Source organism: uncultured Sulfitobacter sp. (assembly GCF_964021855.1).
Lineage (GTDB): Bacteria > Pseudomonadota > Alphaproteobacteria > Rhodobacterales > Rhodobacteraceae > Sulfitobacter.
The window spans coordinates 104,476-125,107 of record NZ_CAXHZD010000006.1 but is presented as its reverse complement, the minus strand read 5'-3'; the positions used below and the strand labels follow the sequence as shown (position 1 = coordinate 125,107).

Annotated in this window: 22 protein-coding genes; 7 read left to right on the top strand and 15 right to left on the bottom strand. The window is 55.4% G+C overall.

Annotated features, from left to right (window positions below):
* Positions 1-10: 10 nt before the first annotated feature.
* The 4 genes from AADJ11_RS17355 to AADJ11_RS17340 are packed head-to-tail and all read right to left on the bottom strand — an operon-like array spanning position 11 to position 3,835.
* Positions 11-1,030 carry an extracellular solute-binding protein gene (locus tag AADJ11_RS17355; protein ID WP_341235697.1) on the bottom strand — a complete coding sequence of 340 codons (1,020 nt, stop codon included), beginning with the start codon at positions 1,028-1,030 and terminating at the stop codon, positions 11-13.
* Between the two features lie 20 nt (positions 1,031-1,050).
* Positions 1,051-1,854, bottom strand: coding sequence for an ABC transporter permease (locus tag AADJ11_RS17350; protein WP_341235696.1), 804 nt, complete (start codon positions 1,852-1,854; stop codon positions 1,051-1,053).
* The gene (locus AADJ11_RS17345) at positions 1,847-2,758 is read right to left on the bottom strand and encodes an ABC transporter permease (protein ID WP_341235695.1); all 912 of its coding nucleotides are present in this window, start codon (positions 2,756-2,758) and stop codon (positions 1,847-1,849) included. Before AADJ11_RS17345 ends, AADJ11_RS17350 begins: the two co-directional genes overlap by 8 nt.
* 3 nt (positions 2,759-2,761) lie before the next feature.
* Positions 2,762-3,835, bottom strand: coding sequence for an ABC transporter ATP-binding protein (locus tag AADJ11_RS17340; protein ID WP_341235694.1), 1,074 nt, complete (start codon positions 3,833-3,835; stop codon positions 2,762-2,764).
* Between the two features lie 135 nt (positions 3,836-3,970).
* Here AADJ11_RS17340 and AADJ11_RS17335 point away from each other — a divergent pair, with 135 nt between their 5' ends.
* Positions 3,971-4,768 (top strand): helix-turn-helix transcriptional regulator, encoded by a 798-nt coding sequence (locus tag AADJ11_RS17335; protein ID WP_341235693.1) that lies wholly within the window; start codon positions 3,971-3,973, stop codon positions 4,766-4,768.
* A 214-nt stretch (positions 4,769-4,982) separates the two neighbouring features.
* Here AADJ11_RS17335 and AADJ11_RS17330 read toward each other — a convergent pair whose 3' ends face one another.
* The 9 genes from AADJ11_RS17330 to AADJ11_RS17290 form a co-directional block, all read right to left on the bottom strand.
* Positions 4,983-5,774 carry a creatininase family protein gene (locus AADJ11_RS17330; RefSeq protein ID WP_341235692.1) on the bottom strand — a complete coding sequence of 264 codons (792 nt, stop codon included), beginning with the start codon at positions 5,772-5,774 and terminating at the stop codon, positions 4,983-4,985.
* Entirely contained in the window at positions 5,771-6,697 is a 927-nt protein-coding gene (locus AADJ11_RS17325; RefSeq protein WP_341235691.1) for a 2-oxoglutarate and iron-dependent oxygenase domain-containing protein, read from the bottom strand. Before AADJ11_RS17325 ends, AADJ11_RS17330 begins: the two co-directional genes overlap by 4 nt.
* An 18-nt stretch (positions 6,698-6,715) precedes the next feature.
* Positions 6,716-7,315, bottom strand: coding sequence for an NAD(P)H-dependent oxidoreductase (locus tag AADJ11_RS17320; protein ID WP_341235690.1), 600 nt, complete (start codon positions 7,313-7,315; stop codon positions 6,716-6,718).
* Positions 7,316-7,317: 2 nt separating this feature from the next.
* Positions 7,318-7,887 carry an NAD(P)H-dependent oxidoreductase gene (locus tag AADJ11_RS17315; RefSeq protein ID WP_341235689.1) on the bottom strand — a complete coding sequence of 190 codons (570 nt, stop codon included), beginning with the start codon at positions 7,885-7,887 and terminating at the stop codon, positions 7,318-7,320.
* 26 nt (positions 7,888-7,913) lie between these two features.
* Positions 7,914-9,320 carry an FAD-binding oxidoreductase gene (locus tag AADJ11_RS17310; RefSeq protein ID WP_341235688.1) on the bottom strand — a complete coding sequence of 469 codons (1,407 nt, stop codon included), beginning with the start codon at positions 9,318-9,320 and terminating at the stop codon, positions 7,914-7,916.
* A complete protein-coding gene (locus AADJ11_RS17305; RefSeq protein WP_341235687.1) occupies positions 9,317-10,597 on the bottom strand; it encodes a cytosine deaminase in 1,281 nt (426 codons plus the stop codon). Before AADJ11_RS17305 ends, AADJ11_RS17310 begins: the two co-directional genes overlap by 4 nt.
* On the bottom strand, positions 10,597-11,448 hold the full coding sequence (locus AADJ11_RS17300) for an ABC transporter permease (protein ID WP_341235686.1): 852 nt from the start codon (positions 11,446-11,448) through the stop codon (positions 10,597-10,599). The genes AADJ11_RS17305 and AADJ11_RS17300 overlap by 1 nt, the downstream gene beginning before the upstream one ends.
* A complete protein-coding gene (locus AADJ11_RS17295; RefSeq protein ID WP_341235685.1) occupies positions 11,445-12,251 on the bottom strand; it encodes an ABC transporter ATP-binding protein in 807 nt (268 codons plus the stop codon). The genes AADJ11_RS17300 and AADJ11_RS17295 overlap by 4 nt, the downstream gene beginning before the upstream one ends.
* A 66-nt stretch (positions 12,252-12,317) precedes the next feature.
* Positions 12,318-13,313, bottom strand: a complete 996-nt coding sequence (locus AADJ11_RS17290; RefSeq protein ID WP_341235684.1) for an ABC transporter substrate-binding protein — start codon at positions 13,311-13,313, stop codon at positions 12,318-12,320.
* Between the two features lie 250 nt (positions 13,314-13,563).
* Here AADJ11_RS17290 and AADJ11_RS17285 point away from each other — a divergent pair, with 250 nt between their 5' ends.
* Positions 13,564-13,959, top strand: a complete 396-nt coding sequence (locus tag AADJ11_RS17285; protein ID WP_341235683.1) for a RidA family protein — start codon at positions 13,564-13,566, stop codon at positions 13,957-13,959.
* Positions 13,960-14,040: 81 nt separating this feature from the next.
* Here the strand turns inward: AADJ11_RS17285 and AADJ11_RS17280 are convergent, their stop codons facing one another.
* On the bottom strand, positions 14,041-14,187 hold the full coding sequence (locus AADJ11_RS17280; RefSeq protein WP_341235682.1) for a hypothetical protein: 147 nt from the start codon (positions 14,185-14,187) through the stop codon (positions 14,041-14,043).
* 103 nt (positions 14,188-14,290) lie between these two features.
* Positions 14,291-14,932, bottom strand: coding sequence for a GntR family transcriptional regulator (locus tag AADJ11_RS17275; RefSeq protein WP_341235681.1), 642 nt, complete (start codon positions 14,930-14,932; stop codon positions 14,291-14,293).
* 216 nt (positions 14,933-15,148) lie between these two features.
* Between AADJ11_RS17275 and AADJ11_RS17270 the strand changes: the two genes are divergently transcribed.
* Genes AADJ11_RS17270 through AADJ11_RS17250 form a run of 5 tightly spaced genes read left to right on the top strand, consistent with a single transcriptional unit; the run spans position 15,149 to position 20,580 of the window.
* Positions 15,149-16,753 carry an ABC transporter substrate-binding protein gene (locus AADJ11_RS17270; protein ID WP_341235680.1) on the top strand — a complete coding sequence of 535 codons (1,605 nt, stop codon included), beginning with the start codon at positions 15,149-15,151 and terminating at the stop codon, positions 16,751-16,753.
* Entirely contained in the window at positions 16,753-17,703 is a 951-nt protein-coding gene (locus tag AADJ11_RS17265; RefSeq protein ID WP_341235679.1) for an ABC transporter permease, read from the top strand. The genes AADJ11_RS17270 and AADJ11_RS17265 overlap by 1 nt, the downstream gene beginning before the upstream one ends.
* Positions 17,700-18,599: an ABC transporter permease gene (locus AADJ11_RS17260; protein ID WP_341235678.1), complete on the top strand. Its 900-nt coding sequence runs from the start codon at positions 17,700-17,702 to the stop codon at positions 18,597-18,599. Before AADJ11_RS17265 ends, AADJ11_RS17260 begins: the two co-directional genes overlap by 4 nt.
* Positions 18,596-19,570 (top strand): ABC transporter ATP-binding protein, encoded by a 975-nt coding sequence (locus AADJ11_RS17255; protein WP_341235677.1) that lies wholly within the window; start codon positions 18,596-18,598, stop codon positions 19,568-19,570. The genes AADJ11_RS17260 and AADJ11_RS17255 overlap by 4 nt, the downstream gene beginning before the upstream one ends.
* On the top strand, positions 19,567-20,580 hold the full coding sequence (locus tag AADJ11_RS17250; RefSeq protein ID WP_341235676.1) for an ABC transporter ATP-binding protein: 1,014 nt from the start codon (positions 19,567-19,569) through the stop codon (positions 20,578-20,580). The genes AADJ11_RS17255 and AADJ11_RS17250 overlap by 4 nt, the downstream gene beginning before the upstream one ends.
* Positions 20,581-20,632: the final 52 nt, after the last annotated feature.

The following is a 20,632-nucleotide window of genomic DNA, read 5'->3' as shown; positions in this document are numbered from 1 at the left end:
GGCCGAGGGCTTACTTTTGAAGGTCAGTCCAGATCGCAGTATATAGCTTCTGCGCTTCTGGAGGGCAGACCTTGGCGACATAGGCCGCACCCTTCAGCTCTTCGGGCACCACAACTTCGGGGGCGCTCTTCATGTCCTCTGGCATGAACTCCTCAGAGCCTGCGATACCATTGGCATAACGCGCAAACTCAGACAGCATCGCGGCGTTTTCCGGGAGCATGATGAAGTTAAGGAAGGTCTTGGCCTCTTCGACGTTCTTGGCGTCTGACAGGATCGCGGCGTTGTCCATCCAGACCGGATAGCCTTCCTGCGGATAGCCGAAAGCGATGTCGGGGTTCTGGTTGCGCGCCCGGAAGGAGGCACCGTTCCAGTTCACGCCTGCGGCCAGATCGCCCTTGGCGTATTTCTCGATATTGCCGTAGTCCATCGAGAGCCAGTTGGGTTTCGCTTCGCGCAGGATGTCGCGGACCTTTTTCAACACATCTTTGTCGGCCGTACACTGATCTCCGCCCGCATAGTGGATCGCCATGCCCATAACGTCATTCATCTCAGGCACCACGTTGATCTTGCCCTTCAACTCTTCGGGAGGATCGAAGATCACGGCAGCGGTGTTGATGTCGCCCCCATAGACCGAGGTGTTCACCGTCACACCGACGGTGCCCCACTGCCACGGCACGGTGTAGTTGCGGCCGGGATCGAATTCCACATCGATCCACTGCGGGTCCATGTACTTGAAATTCTCCATCTCGTTCGGCTTGCTTTCCATCAACAGCCCTTCGCCAACGAAAATCGGGACATAGGTGCCCGACGGCACGACGATGTCAAAGCCATGCCCGCCCGCCTTGATCTTGGCCAGCGCGGTGTCGTTGCTGTCGTAGTCCGTGATGGTGACCTTGATGCCGGTCTCCTTCTCGAACTTCTCGATCATCTCGGGGCTGGTGTAATTGCCCCAGTTGTAGATGTTCAATTCGCCTTCGGCCATGGCCGGCCCGGCGAGAATGAGGGTAAGTGCGGTCAGTGTCTTTTTCATTTTAAGCTCCCGTTGGTTGGTTATTTTCTGACTTTGTTGAGTAGGGTGTAGGCGATCACCATTATAATAGAGATGCAGAGCAACACGGTCGAAATTGCGTTGATCTCTGGCGTCACCACCCGGCGTAATTGGCCCAGCATATAGGTTGGCAGGGTGTCCTGCCCGGCGGATTTCACGAACTCGGTAATGACCACATCATCAAGGCTGATGACGAATGCCAGCATCGCTCCGGCGAGGATGCCGGGCCAAAGCTGCGGCAGGGTGATGTAGCGAAAGACCTTGAATGGCGTGCCGTAAAGGTCCGCCGCGGCCTGTTCGAGACTGAGGTCCATGCCCTGCAACCGCGCCCGGATCGGCAGATAGGCAAAGGGGATGCAGAAGGCCGAATGCGCGATGATCAGATACAATAGCCCAGTGTAGCCCGTCACGACCTTTATCGAGGCAAAGAAAATTAAGAGCGCCACTGCCGTTACGATCTCAGGCACCATCAGGGGCTGGTGGATGAGCGCAAAGACCGCCGTCTGCCCGCGAAATTTTCCAGTGCGTGTAGTGGCAAGGGCGGCCAGCACCGCGACAGAGGTTGAGATGGTGGCGGCGGAGACTGCGATCACGAGGCTGCGGACCGTCGCCTCTTGCACCATCTCGTTGTCCCAGGCCGAGACATACCAGCGCCATGAAAATCCCTCCCAGATCGCGATGGAGGTGCCAGCGTTGAAGGAATAGACCACCAGCAGCACAATTGGGATGTAGAGCATAAAGAAACAGGCCATCGCGATGCTGGAAAAGCCGGTGAGCTTGCGAATGTCAAAGCCGCGTTTAGCCATGCTGCACCTCCTCGTTCCCTGCGGCACGGACATAGGCCAGCAGGGCGACCATCACGATTGCCAACAAGGTGATCGACAGCGCCGCACCTAAAGGCCAATTCCGCCCCTGTCCAAACTGTAATTCGATCAGGTTGCCGATCATTAGCTGGTTGCCGCCGCCCATGACACGCGGTGTCACATAGGCCCCAAGCGATGGCACCAGCACGAGGATTGATCCGGCAATCACGCCGGGCTTGACCAAGGGCAGGATGATCCGACGCAGCACATGCAGCCGCGTGGCATAGAGGTCATAACCCGCCTCAACGAGCCGGAAGTCCAGCCGCTCAAGTGAGGCGTAGATCGGCAGAACCATCAGCGGCAGGTAGACATAGACCATGCCAAGGATGATCGAAAATTCGGTGAACAGCATCTGGATTGGTTCATCAATGATCCCCAGTGCAATCAGGATCGAGTTCACAGTCCCCTCATTTCGGATCAATTCGAGGATCGCAAAGGTTCGGATCAGAAGATTGGTCCAGAAGGGGATGATGATCAGCAACATCCAAAACTCGCGCTGCTTTTTAGGCCGCGTCGCGATGAAGTAGGCGGTAGGAAAGCCAAAGAACAGGCAGGCGATGGTAGTCAGGATCGACAGCTTCAGCGACCGCCAGAAGATGCTCAGATGCGCGTCTGACCAGCCCAGCGTGTCGTCAAAGATATCGCGCTGCATTAGCACGCCGAACCACGCGTCAGTCGAGAAATCCCAAACCACACCGCCATAGTCGCCGGGAGTGAGGAAGGAATAGAAAAGCGTAATCAAAAGCGGTCCGCTGGCGGCGAAAATTAGGATGATCAGCGCCGGCGTCAGCAGCAGCCAGCGGGTGCGAGAGGCGCGTTTGGCGACGGTGTTTGAAAGCTCAGCCATCGGTCAATCCCTCAGAACCTGAGCGGCACGAGCAGGGAAGGTCACCCCAACCCGGTCCCCCGCAGTAAAGCTGTTGTCGATCGTCGGCGCATTTTGCTGACGCAAGATGAACTCATCGCCGTCATCGAGCGTGACATAGAGATGCGTATCGGTGCCGAAATAAACTACCTCGCGTAATGTACCTGCGAGTACACCTGCGCCTTCAGCCGTTAGTTGCGCATGTTCAGGGCGCAGAGCCAGTGTCACCTTACCCTGCGACCCGTCGTTCGCGTGGGCCTCTACCACTTGGCCCGAAGAGAGCCGGAGCTGCGCGGTTTCGCCGGTGATTGAGATCACCTCCGCTGAGAGGAAGTTCGTGTCACCGATAAAGTCGGCCACGAAACGATCCGCCGGGCGGTCGTAGATTTCGCGCGGGCGGCCAATCTGCCGGATCGCACCATTGGACATGACCGCGATGCGGTCCGACATGGTCAGCGCTTCTTCTTGATCGTGGGTTACGAAGATAAATGTGATGGCGGTTTCGGTCTGCAGGCGCTTGAGCTCCAGCTGCATCTGTTTACGAAGTTTGAAATCCAGCGCGCTGAGCGGCTCATCCAGCAAAAGGATCTTGGGCCTCGGTGCCAGCGCACGCGCAAGGGCGACGCGCTGCTGTTGCCCGCCGGAGATCTGGCTGGTCTGCCGATCTGCCAATTGGGACATCTGCACCAGTTCCATCATCTCGCCAACGGTGGCTTTGATCGAGTCCTTTGGCGTGCCCAGCATTTGCAATCCGAAGCCGATGTTTTCGGCCACAGTCATATGCGGGAAAAGCGCGTAGTTCTGAAAGACGGTGTTGATCGGTCGCTTGTAGGGCGGGGATTCCAGCAGGCTTTCACCGAACATATCCAGACGACCAGAAGTCGGATGCTCAAATCCAGCAATTAGCCGCAGCAGAGTGGTCTTGCCGCAGCCTGAAGGCCCCAATAGGGTGAAGAATTCGTTGTCCTGTATCTCCAGGTCAATGCTTGCCAGCGCCTCGACGGGCGGGCTGCCCGGATACACTTTCCGCAAGGACTCGGCGCTAACTGCTACGGTCATTATTCCCCCTGATCGCCCGTTTGCTTTGTGTTTTTGATCAAAACTTAGTCTGCATGATTGCGCCAATTTGAATTGGAGAATATACCCCGTCAGGGGTAGATATTTGCCTTTTTCGATCTGATTCCGGAGTATTTTTTGAGCGATACGCTGACAGACTTGGCAGTTGGCCAACTTCGAAACGCCCTGCGCGCCGTCGGGAGTCCGGATTTTTTCGAGGCCTACAAGGCCATATTCTCTGCGCGCATGGCCTTTGGCACCTTTCTGATCCTGCGCTTTGATCCGGGCCAGCGGCCCGTGCTACTGAATCGTTGGATTGAGCCAGAGAAGCTGCTTGGCAGGCCGCTGGAAGACTATATGGAGGGCAGCTACGGCTTTGATCCGTTTTATCTGCACCGAAATTTGCCGGAAGGCGGGGGGCTGTTCCGCCTCTCGGACATCGCGCCGGACCGTTTCTTTTCGAGCGAATACTATCTGCGATACTATCGCGGCACCGGGCTTTGTGACGAGGTGGGCCTACTAGCGCCCATGAGCAACGGAGGCGTCGCCCATTTGTCGATGAGTCGGCGCGGCGAACAGGGGGCGTTTCGGCGGGGCGAATTACGGTATTTGCGAACCTATGCACCTTTGTTGCTCGAATTACTGTTGCAGCATTGCGAGGCCGCGGCCCCGCCGCCCTCTGCCCAACCGATTTCTGCACGGCCACCGCTGGCCGATATAATCCGAGCCCACGCCCGGGACCGATTGAACATCAACCTCACCCAGCGTGAGGCGCAGATTGCAGGGTTGGTGCTCAAAGGGCATTCAAATGGCTCGGCCGCTAAGATCCTTGATATTGCAACCGAGACCAGCAAGGTCCACCGCCGCAACCTTTACAGGAAGCTCGTTATTTCGTCACAGCGCGATCTTTTCGGTGTGTTCAAGCATCTGTTATAGACCAGCATAGAATGTCCGCCCGATGGGCGCGGCTTCCAAAACGCTTGAGCTTGAAGTCGATGTGAGCAGCATAATCCTGCGAAGTTCATCCCCATTTGGGCGGTCAAAGGTCGACAGAAATTTAACTGCACCGCAAAGATCGGCTCTGGGCCGATCGTGCCATCCTTCACAAAGGGCGGGAATCAGACAGCCGCTTTAGGTGCATTTTCGCGGCTCAATTATCCGGGATTGTGCGGGCATACCCATCTGTCGGTAAGTCACGCAACTTCGCCAACATGTCGATGAACCCCGCCACCTGAAGTTTACAGGCCGCTTTTCCTTTTTCCGCCGTGGCAAGGTGCGCTTCGCCAACGGTGCCGGCCACGTTCAGGTCTTTGGAAACCCATGCAAGATTAACGGGACCAATCGGGGAGATGGGCGCGGTTTCTGCGGTTGAACGGAAATCTTTAGCCTGCGCCATGTCCACAAGGTGAGGTTTGAAATGTAGCATCAACGATGTTTCGTAGTCGCCGCCATGTATCCCGAATTTGTTCTCTTGATCGGAAAACATCCCTTCGGGTTTGCCAAAATTTCCCCATTGGCACTTAACCACCATCATTCCCGCCTGCACCCGCAACTCGCGGCCCAGAATGGAAATCAGATCAAGGTTACCGCCGTGAGAATTGACGATCACCATCTTTTTGATGCCGGCGCGCGCCACGGACAGGCCGATTTCCGTCCATGCGTCCAGCGCCGTTTTGGCTGTATACGTCAGCGTGCCTTTGGCGTGGATGTGTTCGTTAGATTTACCGACAGCCTGAACAGGAAGGATCAGAACTGTGATGTCATCGGGCAAAGTCTCGCGTAGGCGGGCGAGCATCCCTTCGTTGATGAACGTGTCCACCCCTACTGGCAGGTGCGGCCCATGCTGCTCGATGGCGGCGGTGGGCAAAATTGCGATGGTTTTTTCGGGGTCGAAATCGGCAAATTCTGTTGTGCGAAATTCGGACCAGTTAAGGCGTCTCATTGTGTAGGCTCCGGCTTGTAGGTGGCATCAAGGCGCGCGCGCAGATAGTCCGCGCCCGTTATTGGTGAGTGTTTGGCGGGTCCTGTGCCAGGCAGCGCGGCGATGACGCTGTCGGGATTAGGATCAAGGAAGAACGCGATAGATCGCCGGGCGGTTTTCGGGGGCAATACGCGGTGTGGCGTCGACACGTAGATGTCGTTGGACCAGCGCATCAGGCAATCCCCGATGTTGACGATAAATGCGCCATTGATATGGGGCACGGACGTCCAATCACCCCCGCGCGGCTTGACCTGCAGGCCTGCAACACCATCGGTCATCAATAGCGTGACCGACCCGTAATCGCTGTGCGCCCCCGCGCCGATCCCCTCGCCATCCGGGGCGGCGGGGTATGACAACACCCGCAAAGTCGCCATAGGTTCGGTGAAATGCGGTTCAAAATAGCCAAGCGGCAGACCCAAGTCCGCCTCGAACGCGCGATGCAATTCACGACCAAGGGTGAGGACGCGGGCGTAATAATCTAGCATGACGTCCTTGAAGCCAGTCACGTTGGGCCAGACGTTCACACCCCGAAACGGATCACCCGCGAGCACGCGCGGATCATCGGGGGCCAAGTCGAACCCAACGTTAAAAGCTTCCTTCCGATCTTTAAGACCTGACGTTTCATCCAAGGCCTCGCTGCCCAACTGCGCCCACCCGCGATTATGCGGGTTTTTCGAAATGGCAACTTCCTCTTTTTCGGGAATGGAAAGCGCAAAGAACTTGTCGGCCATCGCAAAGACATTCGTGATCATATCTTGGGGAATACCGTGACCCTTGATGACGAAAAATCCAGTCTCTCGGCAGGCCTGACCCAAATCAGCCACGACCCCAGCAGGGTCGTCGCCGCTCGTAAAACGGCTCCAGTCTATGACAGGTATGTCCATCGTTAGGTTTCCTGTACGTTATATATGAATAAGTTGGTTAAGGCGGGTTTTGACAACATCAAGATGTGCTGCGCGGGTTTGAGGCGTGGAGCTGTCCATCAAAAAATGCGCTGCAAACCTGGTCCTGCACCGTTTTGCCAGCAGCAAACGGACACCACGCAAAAGCGTACGTTTGCCCGGTGCCCCGACAAAGAAGGTAAGCCAACGGGACGCACCACATGTCGTAAAAACACCCAGCTTTGTGATATGCGTTAGGCCTGGCTTGATTAGTCCGCGATCGGTATCGGGCATGATGAACGACACCCCAGGAACCATTACACGATCCAGCCAGCCCTTTAGCATTGCGGGCAGCCCGTACCACCATGTCGGATAGATAAAGATCAGCGCGTCACACCATTCCAGATCACGACAGTCGCGATCCACGCGCGCACGGTTTTCGGGAACTGTCTCGTAGACCTCGTGATCATGTGCCGACAACGTTGGATCGAACCGCTCCGCATAGAGATCACGCAAGCGATATTTTACGCCCTTTGCCTTCAACTGTGAAATGACCAAATCGCGGATCGCGGCATTAAATGAACCTTCGCGGGGGTGGCAGTACACGACCAGCGCTTTCATTGCTAAAACGCCTCCATCTCACGGCGAACCCGTTCAAGGTGCGCCTTAAGCGTCGCCTCGGAATTTCGGTTCATATCATAAAGACCGATGTATTTTTTCTGCGGCATTCCACAGGCGTACCATACCGCGCGGGTCACTGTTTTGCGGGGTGGGTCTGCATTCTGAATGGCGCGCCAACGGGTGCCACCATATGTCGTGCAGGCATATAGCTTCTTAATGTTGGTCAGGCCGGGCCGCACCTTTCCATCGACCAATTTGAACGAAATTCCGGGTAGAAAAACACGATCCAAGAAACCCTTGAGGATCGCGGGGTACCCAAAATTCCACACCGGAAATACCATCACAATGGCATCAGCCGCTTTGACGCGTTCGACGTAGGGCCGCACCGGCTCGATGTTCTCGGGTTCCTCGTGGTAACCACGCCGCTCGACCTCGGTCAGGACAGGCTGAAACCCCTCTTTGTTGAGGTCGCAATCATCAACGTCCCAGCCCGATTTGGTCAGCGTTTGCACGACGACGTCATGCACCGCAGCATTAAAGCTTTCGGGGCAAGGATGGGCGAAAAGGACCAATACACGTCCTTTGGGTGATGCTGCCATCATTCGACGGCCTCGGGCTTGGTGCGGATGTTTTTGTACGAATACATATCAGCGTAATCAAAATCCGGTTCGTCCCACGCAATCATCTTGCCAGGATTAAGAAGCCCCTTGGGGTCGGATTCGCGTTTGAAATCAAGCTGGCGCATATCCGTGGATTGCCGCCCGCCCTCTTCAAGCGTGTAGCGGTGTGGGTTGAAGATCATGCAATCCATGGCTTCATGCTCTGCGACCAACTGATCAAGCGCATCTTTGTCCATCGGTTCCACAATTGGCAGCCCGGCAAACGAAATGCCCGCACCGTCGCGCATCACCTCAAGGTGCATGTGTAGCTTGCCCTTAAAGGTCTCGTAGGCGGCCATGACTTTTTCAATGTCGCTACCATAGCGGACCTGCAAATAGGTCAGGCCCTTGTTGAACTTCATTGCCCGCAATGTCGTGTGGTTCCAGCCGAATTCATACATAGGACCGGGATGGCGGTCCCATGTGACGTCGTCAGAACGATAGATCACATTGCCGCCTTCAAAGCGTTCGAGCAAAGTCACCAACCCATCCATATTGTGGGGCGCCACCATCAGCCCGACAAGGTGGTCGTCTTCGGTGACATGGGGTTTGACCCGTTGAAAGTAAGCATGTGCAATGGGGGCCGCATAAACCGACGCGAGCTTAACCAAAATTCCAGGCTCGGCGGTGGCGACACCTGCAAACTCTGTCGCCGCGCGGAAGGTGTCGAACCGCACAAACAATTCCGTCCAGTCATAGGCAGGGGCTAAGGGCAGTTCCAATTCGGTGATGATGCCGTTGGTGCCATAAGCATGAGACACCCTGTGGAGCTCTTCGCCCGTGAATTCCAGAACCCGTGGTTCAGCCTCCATCGTGACAACGCGCAGGCGCTTGATGTTGCCGATATCGCGCAACGCACCCCACGCAGCAGAGCCGCACCCCCCCGAACCGCCAGCGATAAATCCACCGATGGTCGCCTGCGAATAGGTTGATGGATACATGCGCAATTCTTGGCCGCTCTTTTCCTTTAACTCGTCGTCGAGTTCTTTGATCACTGCGCCGGGTTCCACCACGACGTAGCCCGCGCCGATTTCCTTGACCTTGTTCATTTTGGCGACATGGATCACGCAGCCCCCCGCAAGCGGCATGGCTTGGCCGTAGTTGCCTGTGCCACCCCCGCGCATGGTGACAGGGACATCGTGGGCGTAACAGACACGCAAAATCTCGATGATCTCGTCTTCGGATTTTGCGTTGATCACAAAGTCAGCTTCAAGGTGATCCATCGCATCCTTCAAAACCGGGGAATACCAAAAGAAATCACGCGACTTGTTCCGCACGGTAGCAGGGTTTTGTTCCATATCCAGATGGGACAGTTTGGCTTTTGCATCGGCGATATTGGGGGTCATGGCTTGCTCACAATCATGTCGAGTTCTGTATAGGACGGTAGGGTGCGGTCGATCGGATCACCGTTTCGCAACACGATGCGATCCGACTGAGGACGAGAGAAAAACTCTGTCCATGTGCGTGCACTGCACAGGATCAGATCGGCGGGTGCGCCCGCGTTCAGGCTTGGGGTTTCGAAACCGCAGGCGCGTGCTGGGTTGGTGACAAAAGACGTGGGCCAGTCGGTTAACCCGTGATCCAGGTGGCAAATCCGCGTGGCTTCGCGCATGACTTCAACCATGTCGAGATCACCGTAAGCATAGAACGGGTCGCGGGTGTTGTCGGATGCAAACGAGACGTTGACGCCTGCCGCTTTTAATTCATGCGCCATTGTGACGCCGCGCCAACGCGGTGTGCGGCCGGCTTCGCGGTCTTGCAGGTACATGTTGCACATCGGCAGGGACACGACATGCAACCCTGCCTTGGCGACAAGCGCAATGATCTCGGCAGCGACGTCATCAGGCATCACAGAAATTGAACAGCAATGGCCCACGGTGACCTTGTTTTTGAACCCAAGCCCAAGCACCGTTTCAGCGATTGTGCGCAGCGTGTCTGAAGTCGGGTCGTTGGTTTCATCCACGTGAAAATCCACGTCGAGGTCATATTTCTGCGCGAAGTGGAAGAAGTCGTTGAGGCGGTCTTGCAGGTCGGGCACCGGGTAGGTCACGGCGCCTAGGACATTGCCCGTATCTGCGACAATTTTGGCAACCTCGGGAAAGATGTCCTTGTCGCGGAACACACGGTCAATGGCGACCAGACAGGACGCCTGCAATGCGACCTTGCCCGCCCATTTTTTCTGTAGTTTCGCCACCACGCCAAAGGACGACACTGCAAGGTCATCGGCGCTGTCGATATGGGTGCGAATGGCCTTGGTGCCGTGGGCATAGGCACACCGCAAGCCGAAATCCATTCGTGCCTCTACGTCTGCCGCCGTCCAGTTCACATGGTCTTCGCGTACTGTCGTTAACGCCCCCATGAACGATCCGTCAGGGTTGGACGCGCGCGGCCAGATATGCCCTTTGTCCAGATGCGTGTGCATATCGACAAAGCATGGCAAGGCCATTGCGCCGTTCATTTCGATTACAGTTTCGGCCGGTTGCCCAGCGTCCGTTGATGTAATCATACCATCTTTGATGGTGAGGTCAGTGGTTATGAGATCACCGCTTTGACCGATAAGACAGGCCGGTATGGTGACATTTCGAAGTGTCTTCACGCCGCTGGGCAAAACGCAAAATTTCATTAATTCTCCCGTTTGATGGCGCTTTCATGCCATTTGTGCAAAAGCGCGTGGCTGAGTAGTGAGGCGAGTGTGAAAATCACGACCCCGGTGACGGCGATCAACAAAAGCGCCGCGAACATACGTGGAATATTTAGGCGGTACCCCGCTTCAAGGATGCGGAACGCAAGGCCTGAACCAATGCCGCCGGTTCCGGCGACATATTCTGCCACAACCGCACCAATCAACGACAGCCCGCCCGCGATCCGTAGACCGCCAAGGAAGTAAGGCAGGGCCGTTGGCAATTGCAGAAACCTCAGACGTTGCCAGCGTGTAGCACCGTAAATTTTATAAAGGTCGCGCAGGTTGTGATCGGTGGAATTAAGGCCAAGTGTCGTGTTGGACAGGATCGGAAAGAACGCCACGATCCACGCACACAAAAGTAGTCCGGCAAGGCGGTTGTCGACGTAGATAAAGATCAGCGGCGCAATCGCGACGACAGGCGTAACCTGCAAAATCACCGCAAAGGGATAAAACGCCATTTCGAAATAACGCGACTGCGTGAACATAACCGCAAGCCCGACACCACCAACGACAGCAACGCCAAGCGCCATAAGCGTGATTTTGAGCGTCACCCAAAGTGCATCTGACAACATCGCCCAATCTTCGATGAGGGTCTGCATCACCAGACCAGGGCGCGGCAGAATATAGTGGGGAATGCCGTTCCATACGACAATTCGGTCCCAAAGAAAGATCGCCAGAAACAGCATAATCGCGGGCAAGGCCCATTTTGCGATTTTTTCACGCTGTTTGGCCCGGGCATATTCCTGTTCTTCAAGGTCCACGATGGGGGTCTGCATATCTGACACGCTCATGCTGATGCCCTTTCGCCATGTTGGTTCATCGCGCCATGCAACGCACCGGATGCTTTGCGGCACAGGTCCGCATAATCAGCAGATGTGCGGAATTCTTCGGTGCGCGGGTATGGCGCATCGACGGTGACTTCGGCGGACACCCGACCGGGCCGCGCTGCCATCACGACGATACGATCCGACAGGAAGACCGATTCAAACACAGAGTGGGTGACAAAAATGACGGTGCATTTGAGCTTGTCGCGCAGCATCAGCAAATCATTGTTGAGCTTGTGACGGGTGATTTCATCAAGTGCCGCAAAGGGCTCGTCCATGAGGATCAGCCGCGGTTGCGTTACCAGCGCGCGGGCAATCGAAACCCGCATTTTCATACCGCCCGATAATTCACGGGGATAGGATTTCTGAAAGTTCTCCAGTCCTACCATTTTAAGCGCCCACATAATATCACCGCGCACATCGTCCATGGATTTGCCGCGCAAGCGATGCGGCAGCCAAACGTTTTGTTCAACGGTCGCCCAAGGCATCAGCGTGGGTTCTTGAAACACAACGCCAAGATCTCCTTCGTTCAACCCGCCGTTCCATGTGATCTGCCCCGACGTCTGGCGCATCAAGCCCGCAATCAGACGCAAAGCGGTGGATTTCCCGCAACCCGATGGTCCAAGCAATGATATGAAATCTCCTTGGTTTACGGTCAGGTTCAGGTCCTTGAGGGCCTCGACATTGCCGTTAAAAACCTTGTCGACATTGGACATCTGCAACAGCTCGTCACGCTGTCCCATGGGGGGAATTGAAGAGGTATTGGACATTTCATGCTTTCTTGAGCAGTGACAGGGGCGAAGGATGTCGCCCCTGTCAGTCAATTCGGACGTGGGTTAACGAAGGTCCATTCCAACCTTCGCGTTGACGAATTGAGTGTTATAGGCGGACGAATAATCCAGATCGCCTTCTATGACGCCGGCCTCGACCATCTTGCCGTAGAAGTCGCCGATCTTCTCGTCCGTCATCGCCCCGATCCCAAGTTCAAGCGCGTCCCCACTGTCGACGATGCCTTCTGAAAGCATCTTTGAAATGGCGAAGTCGATCTTGTCCTGTGTCATGTCAGGGTTGGCGGCGGTGATCATCGCGTCGGCTGCGGAATGATCGTTGTACAGGTAATTGTACCAACCCTTGATCGACCCATCGACAAAGCACGCAACCTGTTCGGGGTGTTCGGCGATGGTATCGGCCATCGTTTCAACCGTCGTCGCGTAGGTGGAGTATCCGGCATCCGCGATCAAGAAGATGTCGGGCACGAAACCGGCTTCCTTTTCGATCACATAAGGTTCGGAAGACAGATAGCCCTGCATCCCCATCCCTTTGTCGGCGACGAATGGCGCGGGGTTAAAAGTATAGGGTTGGCGTTGTTCAACGGTAAAACCGTATTCCGCCATCATCCACTGGTAGTATGATGCAAACCCGTTGTCGCCGATCAACAACGTCAAATCCTTGAGGTCTGCGAATGTTTTCGCCTGACCTGGATGGGAAATGATAACCTGCGGGTGTTTCTGGAATGTCGCCATAACAGCCACGACAGGAATACCTTCTTTGGCGGCCGTAAAGGCCTGCAACAGATCGCCACCCATGTGATAATCAATGCGCCCCGCCAGCATTAGCGCGCGGTTATTCACCTGCGGGCCACCGGGCACGATTGTGACGTCCAGACCGCATTCCGCATAGGTGCCATCTGCTACGGATTGATAAAACCCGCCGTGCTCGGCTTGCGCCAACCAGTTGGTGCCGAATGAAACAGGCGTAAGGTCTTGGGCCATCGCGGTGCTTGCGGTCACGGCGGCCAGCGTTGCGAAGGCAACGGATTGCTTAAGGGTCATAATAGTCTCCTAGGGTGAATTCCGAAGACGACGTTAGTGTGTTGCCCCCATGGGAAGCACAGAGGGATCGACAGGTTTCATAAAGTCGTGAGCCTTTTGGGTTAAATTTTACGCGTTGCTTGCCGAGCCGCCCAAGTAATGGGCAAAAACAACTTAACTCCGCTCTGTTTTAGGCGCGCGCTATACGTGTGTTGGCCATTTATGGCATGACGTGACGACTCAAAATTGGCGCGAAAAGGCATTCCCCACCATGACCACAGCCCTTAATCCGACCAGCATCGCGCCGCCGTTTGGCGATTATAGCCACGGAATCAAAAGCGGCCCTGTGTCCGGTTTCGTCGTCACTTCAGGGCAGCTTGGGCTTGCCCCTGATGGAAGCTGTTCAGCGGACGTGCGCAAGCAGGCTGAGCAGTGCTTTGCCAACATCGACGCGATCCTGCACGAGGCGGGCTGTGGCCGCGCTGATATTGTCCGGCTCAGCGCCTTTGTCACCGACCGCGCATTTTTCGCCGACTATATGGCTGTGCGTGATGAATGGCTGGCCGATGTCGCGATCCGCCCTGCCTCCACCCTGCTTATCGTAAGCGGTTTCACCCGCGAAGAGTTCAAGGTCGAAATCGAGGCGACGGCCATAAAGAGAGATTGATCTGGCATTGGCGTCGCGTAAGTGACTATCGGACCATAAAACAACAACTGGCAGGCCGTTCGTCAGCTGCCGAAGGCCTAATCAGGCCTTCTTGAGACGAGATCCAAGCGCACCACGGTCCAGCCCGCCTTGTTTGCTGGGTGGGCGTCGATCCGAGTCGATATCAGGGACCAGTTGGTACAGAGTTTGCAAGACCTGATAGAGTGTAATGCCATCAGTATGGGCCATACCTTCTTCTTCAGCGACACTAACCTCGCTTGCGCCGTATTCCGAACGACGAAGAACCTCGATCTTCTGGGTGTCGGTTAGGTCAGGATCGCTCAGAACATCATTAGGACGTGCGGCGCGCGAGAATGTCGGACAGCACGAGGTAGGAGGACGCGACATGACTGCACATCAGTCGCCGCGTTGTGTCTGCATCCAGACCAAGTATTGCTTCGGCAATCTTACGGTGCTCAATACGCGAAGATGCCAGCCGTCTATTGTCTTCCCGAAAATTGGCAGCCCGCCACGCAAGTGTTCGCATGCTCAATTCATCCAAGGTAGAGGCGAGGATCGAATTTCGCGCACCAAGCTTTATCATCTCATGGAAGCGACTGTTAATTTCGCTGTAGGCCGCTGGATCGTCACAGGCATCGCCGCTATCCACGACTGCCACTAGTTGGCGCCGTTCGATTTCGCTCATCCTATTTGCAGCGAGAGCAGCAAGTGTGCTTTCCACTTCGCCCGTTGCTTCAAACAGTTCTGCTAGGTCACCGGGGGCCATCGCTCGCACGATGTAAGCTCTTCTTGCGCCGCGCTCGGCAAGGCCTGCTTGCGCCAACCGGTGCAACGCCTCTCTCACGGGTGTTCGTGATACCCCAAACTGTTCGGCCAATGCTTGTTCAACCAGGGGCTCGCCGGGTGCCATCCGACCGACCATGATCTCGTCTATTAGGCTTTCAAAAATGCTATCTGCTGCACGAATAATCATCTGTCATCCAATCCAATGCCTTTGTGCACTTTTAGCTTTCATTTGTATACATGTGCTTGCAAGCTGAAATCACGAACTTGTCGAATGAAGTGGAGGATTCGACAAAAAATGCCTCGAAACCGGTCCGAGGCGAGCGAATTGGGGCAAACCCACCGCTAATTTGCACCGGCTGGATAAAAAACAGGGAGGAGACAATGCGAACAGGAGAGATAACTGATGACAACGATCGACCACAAAAAAATTCTCGCAGAGCGCCTTTCGGCGCGCTTCGGGCGTAGAACTATTCTCAAAGGCCTCGGTGCTGGTATTTTGACTGCAGCGACGACAGGCGCGCCGTCACTTGTGAAGGCGCAACAAAGCGGCCACATTAAAATTGCATCGATCAAGGTGATCGATACATTGGACCCCCACTTTACGGGCTTCCTTTCCTCCATTCAAATTATCAACAACATCCACAACGGCCTTCTCAAGATCGTTTATGATGGCAAAAACGTAACGTTTGAGCCTGATCTGGCCGAGAGCTGGGATATTGAAGGTGACAAAGTTCACGTGTTCAAGTTGCGCGACGGCGTGAAATTCCACGATGGCACCCCTTGTGATGCCGAAGCAGTCAAATTTTCACTGCTGCGCGTCAAAGAAGGTGAACCCAAATCTCCGCACGCATGGAAACTGGCGCTTTTGGAAAGTATCGACGTCGTCGACCCGCTTACCGTGAAACTTACTTTTTCCCAACCCTACGCGTTCTTGCCCGTTGCCCTGAACGGCTCAACAGGCCGCGCGGGTACAATCGTGAGTCCGGCTGCCGTGCAGAAATACGGTGCCGATTATGGCCGTAACCCTGTTGGCACTGGCCCGTTTAAATTTGTGTCATGGAAAGAGAACGACGCCATCGAATTGGAGGCCAACCCGGACTATTTTGAAGCAGGATTGCCTAAGCTTGAACGTGCCACATTCGTGCTGATGAACGAAGCCTCTACCGCACTTGCAGCGTTGCTGGCAGGGCAAATCGACGGTATGACGGATTGCCCGATGCAACTGGTCGATCAGGTGGAAGCGTTCCCCAATGCGAACCTGTACGGTGAGATTGAGGGCAACTACACATTCGTTGGCATGAACTGCAAACGTGGGCCTTTTGATGACATCAACTTGCGCCGCGCCGTAGCTTGGGCGCTTGATCGGGATACCCTCGTAAAGCAAGCGTATTTCGGGCGCGCGCAAAAGGCATTCACGCCAATTTCGCCCCCCATGACCGACTTCTTTGACCCTGATATTGCGACCAGCGGTCGTGGCCAGTGGTTCGATCTGGAAAAGGCAAAAGCATACCGCGCCAAAGCTGCAAACCAAGGTGAAATCGAAGCGGTCTATATGATGGCGGAACGCGGCCCTGTTGGCACCCGTGTGGCGCAGACTGTTGCGCCAATGCTGGCGGAAATCGGCATCAAGGCAAAGCTGGAGCTGGTCGAACCTGCAACTTGGGTCAAACGGCGCAATGGCTCCGATTTTGATCTTTATGATTTTGAATGGGTAGCGGACCTTGATCCCGATGAAACGCTTTATCCCGAGTTCAGATCTGACGGGGCGTGGAACTTTGGCGGTTGGGTGAACACCGATTTCGATGATCTTTGCGCCCAAGCACAGGTCGAGCTGGACCCCGCGGCACGTAGCGCTCTGTACAACAAAGCCGAAGATCTGCTGATGGATGAAGCCGGTATCGCGGTTATGGCGCACATGCCGATCTACAAGGTGTTTTCAAACAGGGTTAAGGGCTTCCAATACATCCCTGCCGATCTTGTGAACCTGCATACAGTGAGCATTGGCTAATGCTCTTAAAGGCACTGGGGAAAATCGCGCAGACACTTGTTGTCTTGTTCTTCGTCTCTGTGGCCAGCTTCGGACTTCTGAAGCTGGCGCCCGGCGATCCAATCCAAATCATGCTTGGGTCTGAGTACTCTCAAGCCAGCTACGACTCGCTGAAAGCCGAACTTGGGCTGGATCAACCATTCCTCGTTCAATACGCGGATTGGGCGGTGCAGTTTGTGCAGGGTGACTGGGGAACATCCTATGTCGCCCGCGCCGAGATTTTCACCTATGCCTTCAAGGAGGCGTTACCAGTCACGTTGACCCTCGCCTCCTTTTCCCTCCTCTTTGCAATTCTGGTGGGCGTACCTCTTGGTGTGCTGTCCGCCGTTAAAAAAGACACGATCTTGGACGCAGGTTCCGCCGTGCTGGCTCTCACTGGCACTGCTTTCCCGTCCTTCTTACTGGGAATTCTGCTCATCTGGTTTTTCGCGGTAAAGCTTCAGCTGTTTCCCGTCATGGGGTACGTATCTCCTTGGGAGGATCTCCGGCTGGGTGTTTACCATATGATCCTCCCCGGGCTGACGCTTTCTACCTATTTTATTGCCATGATCACGCGCCTCACCCGTGCGACGTTGATCGAAGTATTGGAGCAGCCCTACATCGCCGCAGCGCGTGCACGCGGTGAACCGAACTGGCGGGTAGTCTGGGTGCACGGGGTGCGCAACATCGCGATGCCCCTGGTCACGATCCTTGGCTTGCAACTGGGCGTGCTTTTGCAAGGAACAGTCTTGACTGAAACAGTGTTCAACCTTCCAGGTGTTGGGCAGATGCTCACTTCAGCGGTTCTGGGGCGCGAATACCTTGTGGTTCAGGCGGGTGTCATGATGACAGCTGTGCTGTTTATCGGCGTCAACCTGTTGGTTGATTTGTCCTACCCCTTCCTCGATCCACGGCTGAGGTCCAGTAAATGAGTATTCAAGCGCCCCAAGGGATTGCCGCTGTGCCAATCACAGCCGCGCCCACCGCCGAAGCAAAGGCCCGTCGGTCGGTCTTTGCGCGGCGGCCATTCTTCACAATCGCGTTGATTGTTGCAGTAGGTTACGTGCTGGCCGCCGTCTTCGCCCCCTATGTTGCGCCGTTTGATCCAGTGAAACAGGACTTTAATGTCATGATGCAATCGCCGTCCGCGACGCATCTGATGGGCACGGATAGCTACGGTCAAGACATCCTGTCACGGGTCATCTTTGGCGCGCGTTATGCGCTGATTATCGGCATCTTCTCTGTGTTGATAGGTGCTGTAGGTGGCCTCATTATCGGGCTTGCTGCCGGCCTGTCTGGTGGGTGGTCTGAATGGGCGTTAATGCGCCTGATCGACGCAATACTCGCGTTGCCTTCGCTTATACTGGCCGTAGCTTTCATCGCGATCCTAGGTCAAGGCGTCGACAAAGTGGTGATTGCCGTGGGTCTGTCGATGATCGGCCCCTTCGCACGCACTGTGCGTAGTGACGTGATGCAAGTGCGTATCCAGCTCTTTATTGAGGCAGCGCAACTCATGTCTATTTCATACCTGCGGGTGGTTTTGCGCCACGTCCTGCCGAACGTGATCTTTCCGCTGGCCGTACAAGTGACAATCCGAGTGTCCGAGGCAATCTTGGTGTCCTCATCGCTATCGTTTCTGGGCATTGGTGTTACACCACCCACACCCGATTGGGGACTGATGATCGCCGAGGGCCGCGACTTTGTCAGTTTTGCACCTTGGATGTCAGCCATGCCTGGCTTTGCACTGGCGCTTTTGCTTATCGCGCTGTCCATCGTGGGAGACGGCGTTCGCGAGGAGTTTGACCCAAAACTTCGGAGAGATTCATGACAGATACAGCCCTAAAACCTGTCCTCTCTATCAAGGATTTGACAGTCTTCCGTGGAGCATCCAAAATTCTGGATCGTGTTACGCTCTCCCTTGGTCAGGGGGAAACGCTGGCTTTGGTCGGCGAAAGTGGAGCGGGGAAATCAACCATAGCCACGGCAATTATGCGGCTTTTAGATAACGCCAAAGTTACAGGCAGCGCCGAGCTGGCGGGCGAAGGGGATCTGCTGGCTCTTACTGAGCGCCAGATGGTTAAACTTCGCGGCCGCCGCCTCTCTATGATTTTCCAAGATGCAGGTGCGGCCCTGAACCCGGCCTACACAGTCGGGCGGCAGCTCAGCACGACGTTGTACCGTACCCAAGGGTTATCCAAAGTCGAAGCGCGGCAGAAAGCAGTAGAACTGTTTACTTCGGTCGGGATCAACGATCCCGAAGGCAGGATGTCGGCCTTTCCTCATCAATTATCAGGAGGGATGCAGCAGCGTGTTATGGTTGCTATTGCCTTGGCAGGTAGCCCTGATTTGCTTTTAGCAGATGAGCCGACTTCGGCGCTTGATGTTACGATCCAAGCGCAGATTGTTCGGCTGATCCTGACGTTGACCCGCGAACGCGGAGCAAGTTGTATTTTTGTACTGCACGATCTTGCGCTCGCCAGTCAGGCCTGTGACCGGGTTGTCGTGCTTTATGCGGGCCAAGTCGTAGAAAGCGGCCCTGCGCATGATGTGTTGGAGCGCCACCGCCATCCTTATACGCACCAGCTAAAATCCTGTGTGTTAGAGATTGGTACAAAGGATTTGACCGCCCCAGAAGGCACGGTGCCATCTCACGGACAGATGCCAAAAGGCTGCAGGTTTTCCACACGCTGTCCACGCGTCATGGCCCGTTGTACGGATGAAGCGCCGCCACTTATCCCTGCACGCGAGGCCATGTCTGGCCCGCTTGATCATCATATAGCGTGTTGGAATCCAGAATGACGATGCAAGCTCTCCCCCAAGCCGCGGCACAAATTTCCGAGCAACCCATCTTTGAACTGATTGAAGTAGAGCAGGTTTTTGAGGTCCCAAAACCCGGGCGACGCCTGTTCAGTCGCGATACCGTGGGACTTAGGGCGCTAGACGGCGTTCGCCTTAGTATTAGCAAGGGTACGTCCTTAGCGATTGTCGGCGAGAGTGGCTCAGGAAAATCGACGTTACTGCGTGTTTTGCTTGGTCTCGACAGGCCCAGCGGCGGCCGGGCGTTGTATCACAGCAAACCTATCCTCGAGGCGCGTTCGCGCGGGACGGATTTCGCCCGCGATGTGGCCATGGTTTACCAAGACGCGCGCGGATCGCTGGATCCGCGCATGACGATTGGCGCTCTCATCGCGGAACCTTTACGCCATTTCGACATCGTTCCGCGTGAAGAAGAAGCTGCACGCATTGCGCAATTGCTGGACCGGGTCGGCTTGCCTGCTGATGCGGCGAACCGCTTTACCTCGGGGCTGTCCGGGGGGCAGGTGCGCCGCGTTGCTATTGCTCGCGCTTTAGCGTCGGAACCTTCAGTTCTTGTTGCGGATGAAGCTGTCTCTGGTCTTGACGTATCCACGCAAGCTCAGCTTTTGATTTTGCTGCAATCCTTACAGCGCGATATGGGGCTGACGTTAATCTTCATTACGCATGATCTTGGTGTTGCCAGCTACCTTTGTGAAGAAATTGCGATCATGTATTTGGGCCGTATCGTTGAAACAGGTCCCACCGATGCCGTGCTAAACGCACCGACGCATCCGTACTCCGCAGCACTACGCGCGGCTGCTCCGCAATTCTTTGAACCATTGTCAGAGCCGCTTTCAGGCGAAATTCCAAGCCCGCTTGATTTGCCAAAAGGGTGCCGATTTTCGACACGCTGTCCAAAAGCACAGGCGGATTGTCAGTTAAAAGACCCGCAGCTGGGAAAATTCGGGTCACAACGGGCAGTTGCTTGTCTGCAGCCACTTACCCAAATTTAACCTGCAAAACTCTAACGCCTCTTGCCGCTTTACTGCCGCCGCGCGGCCCCAA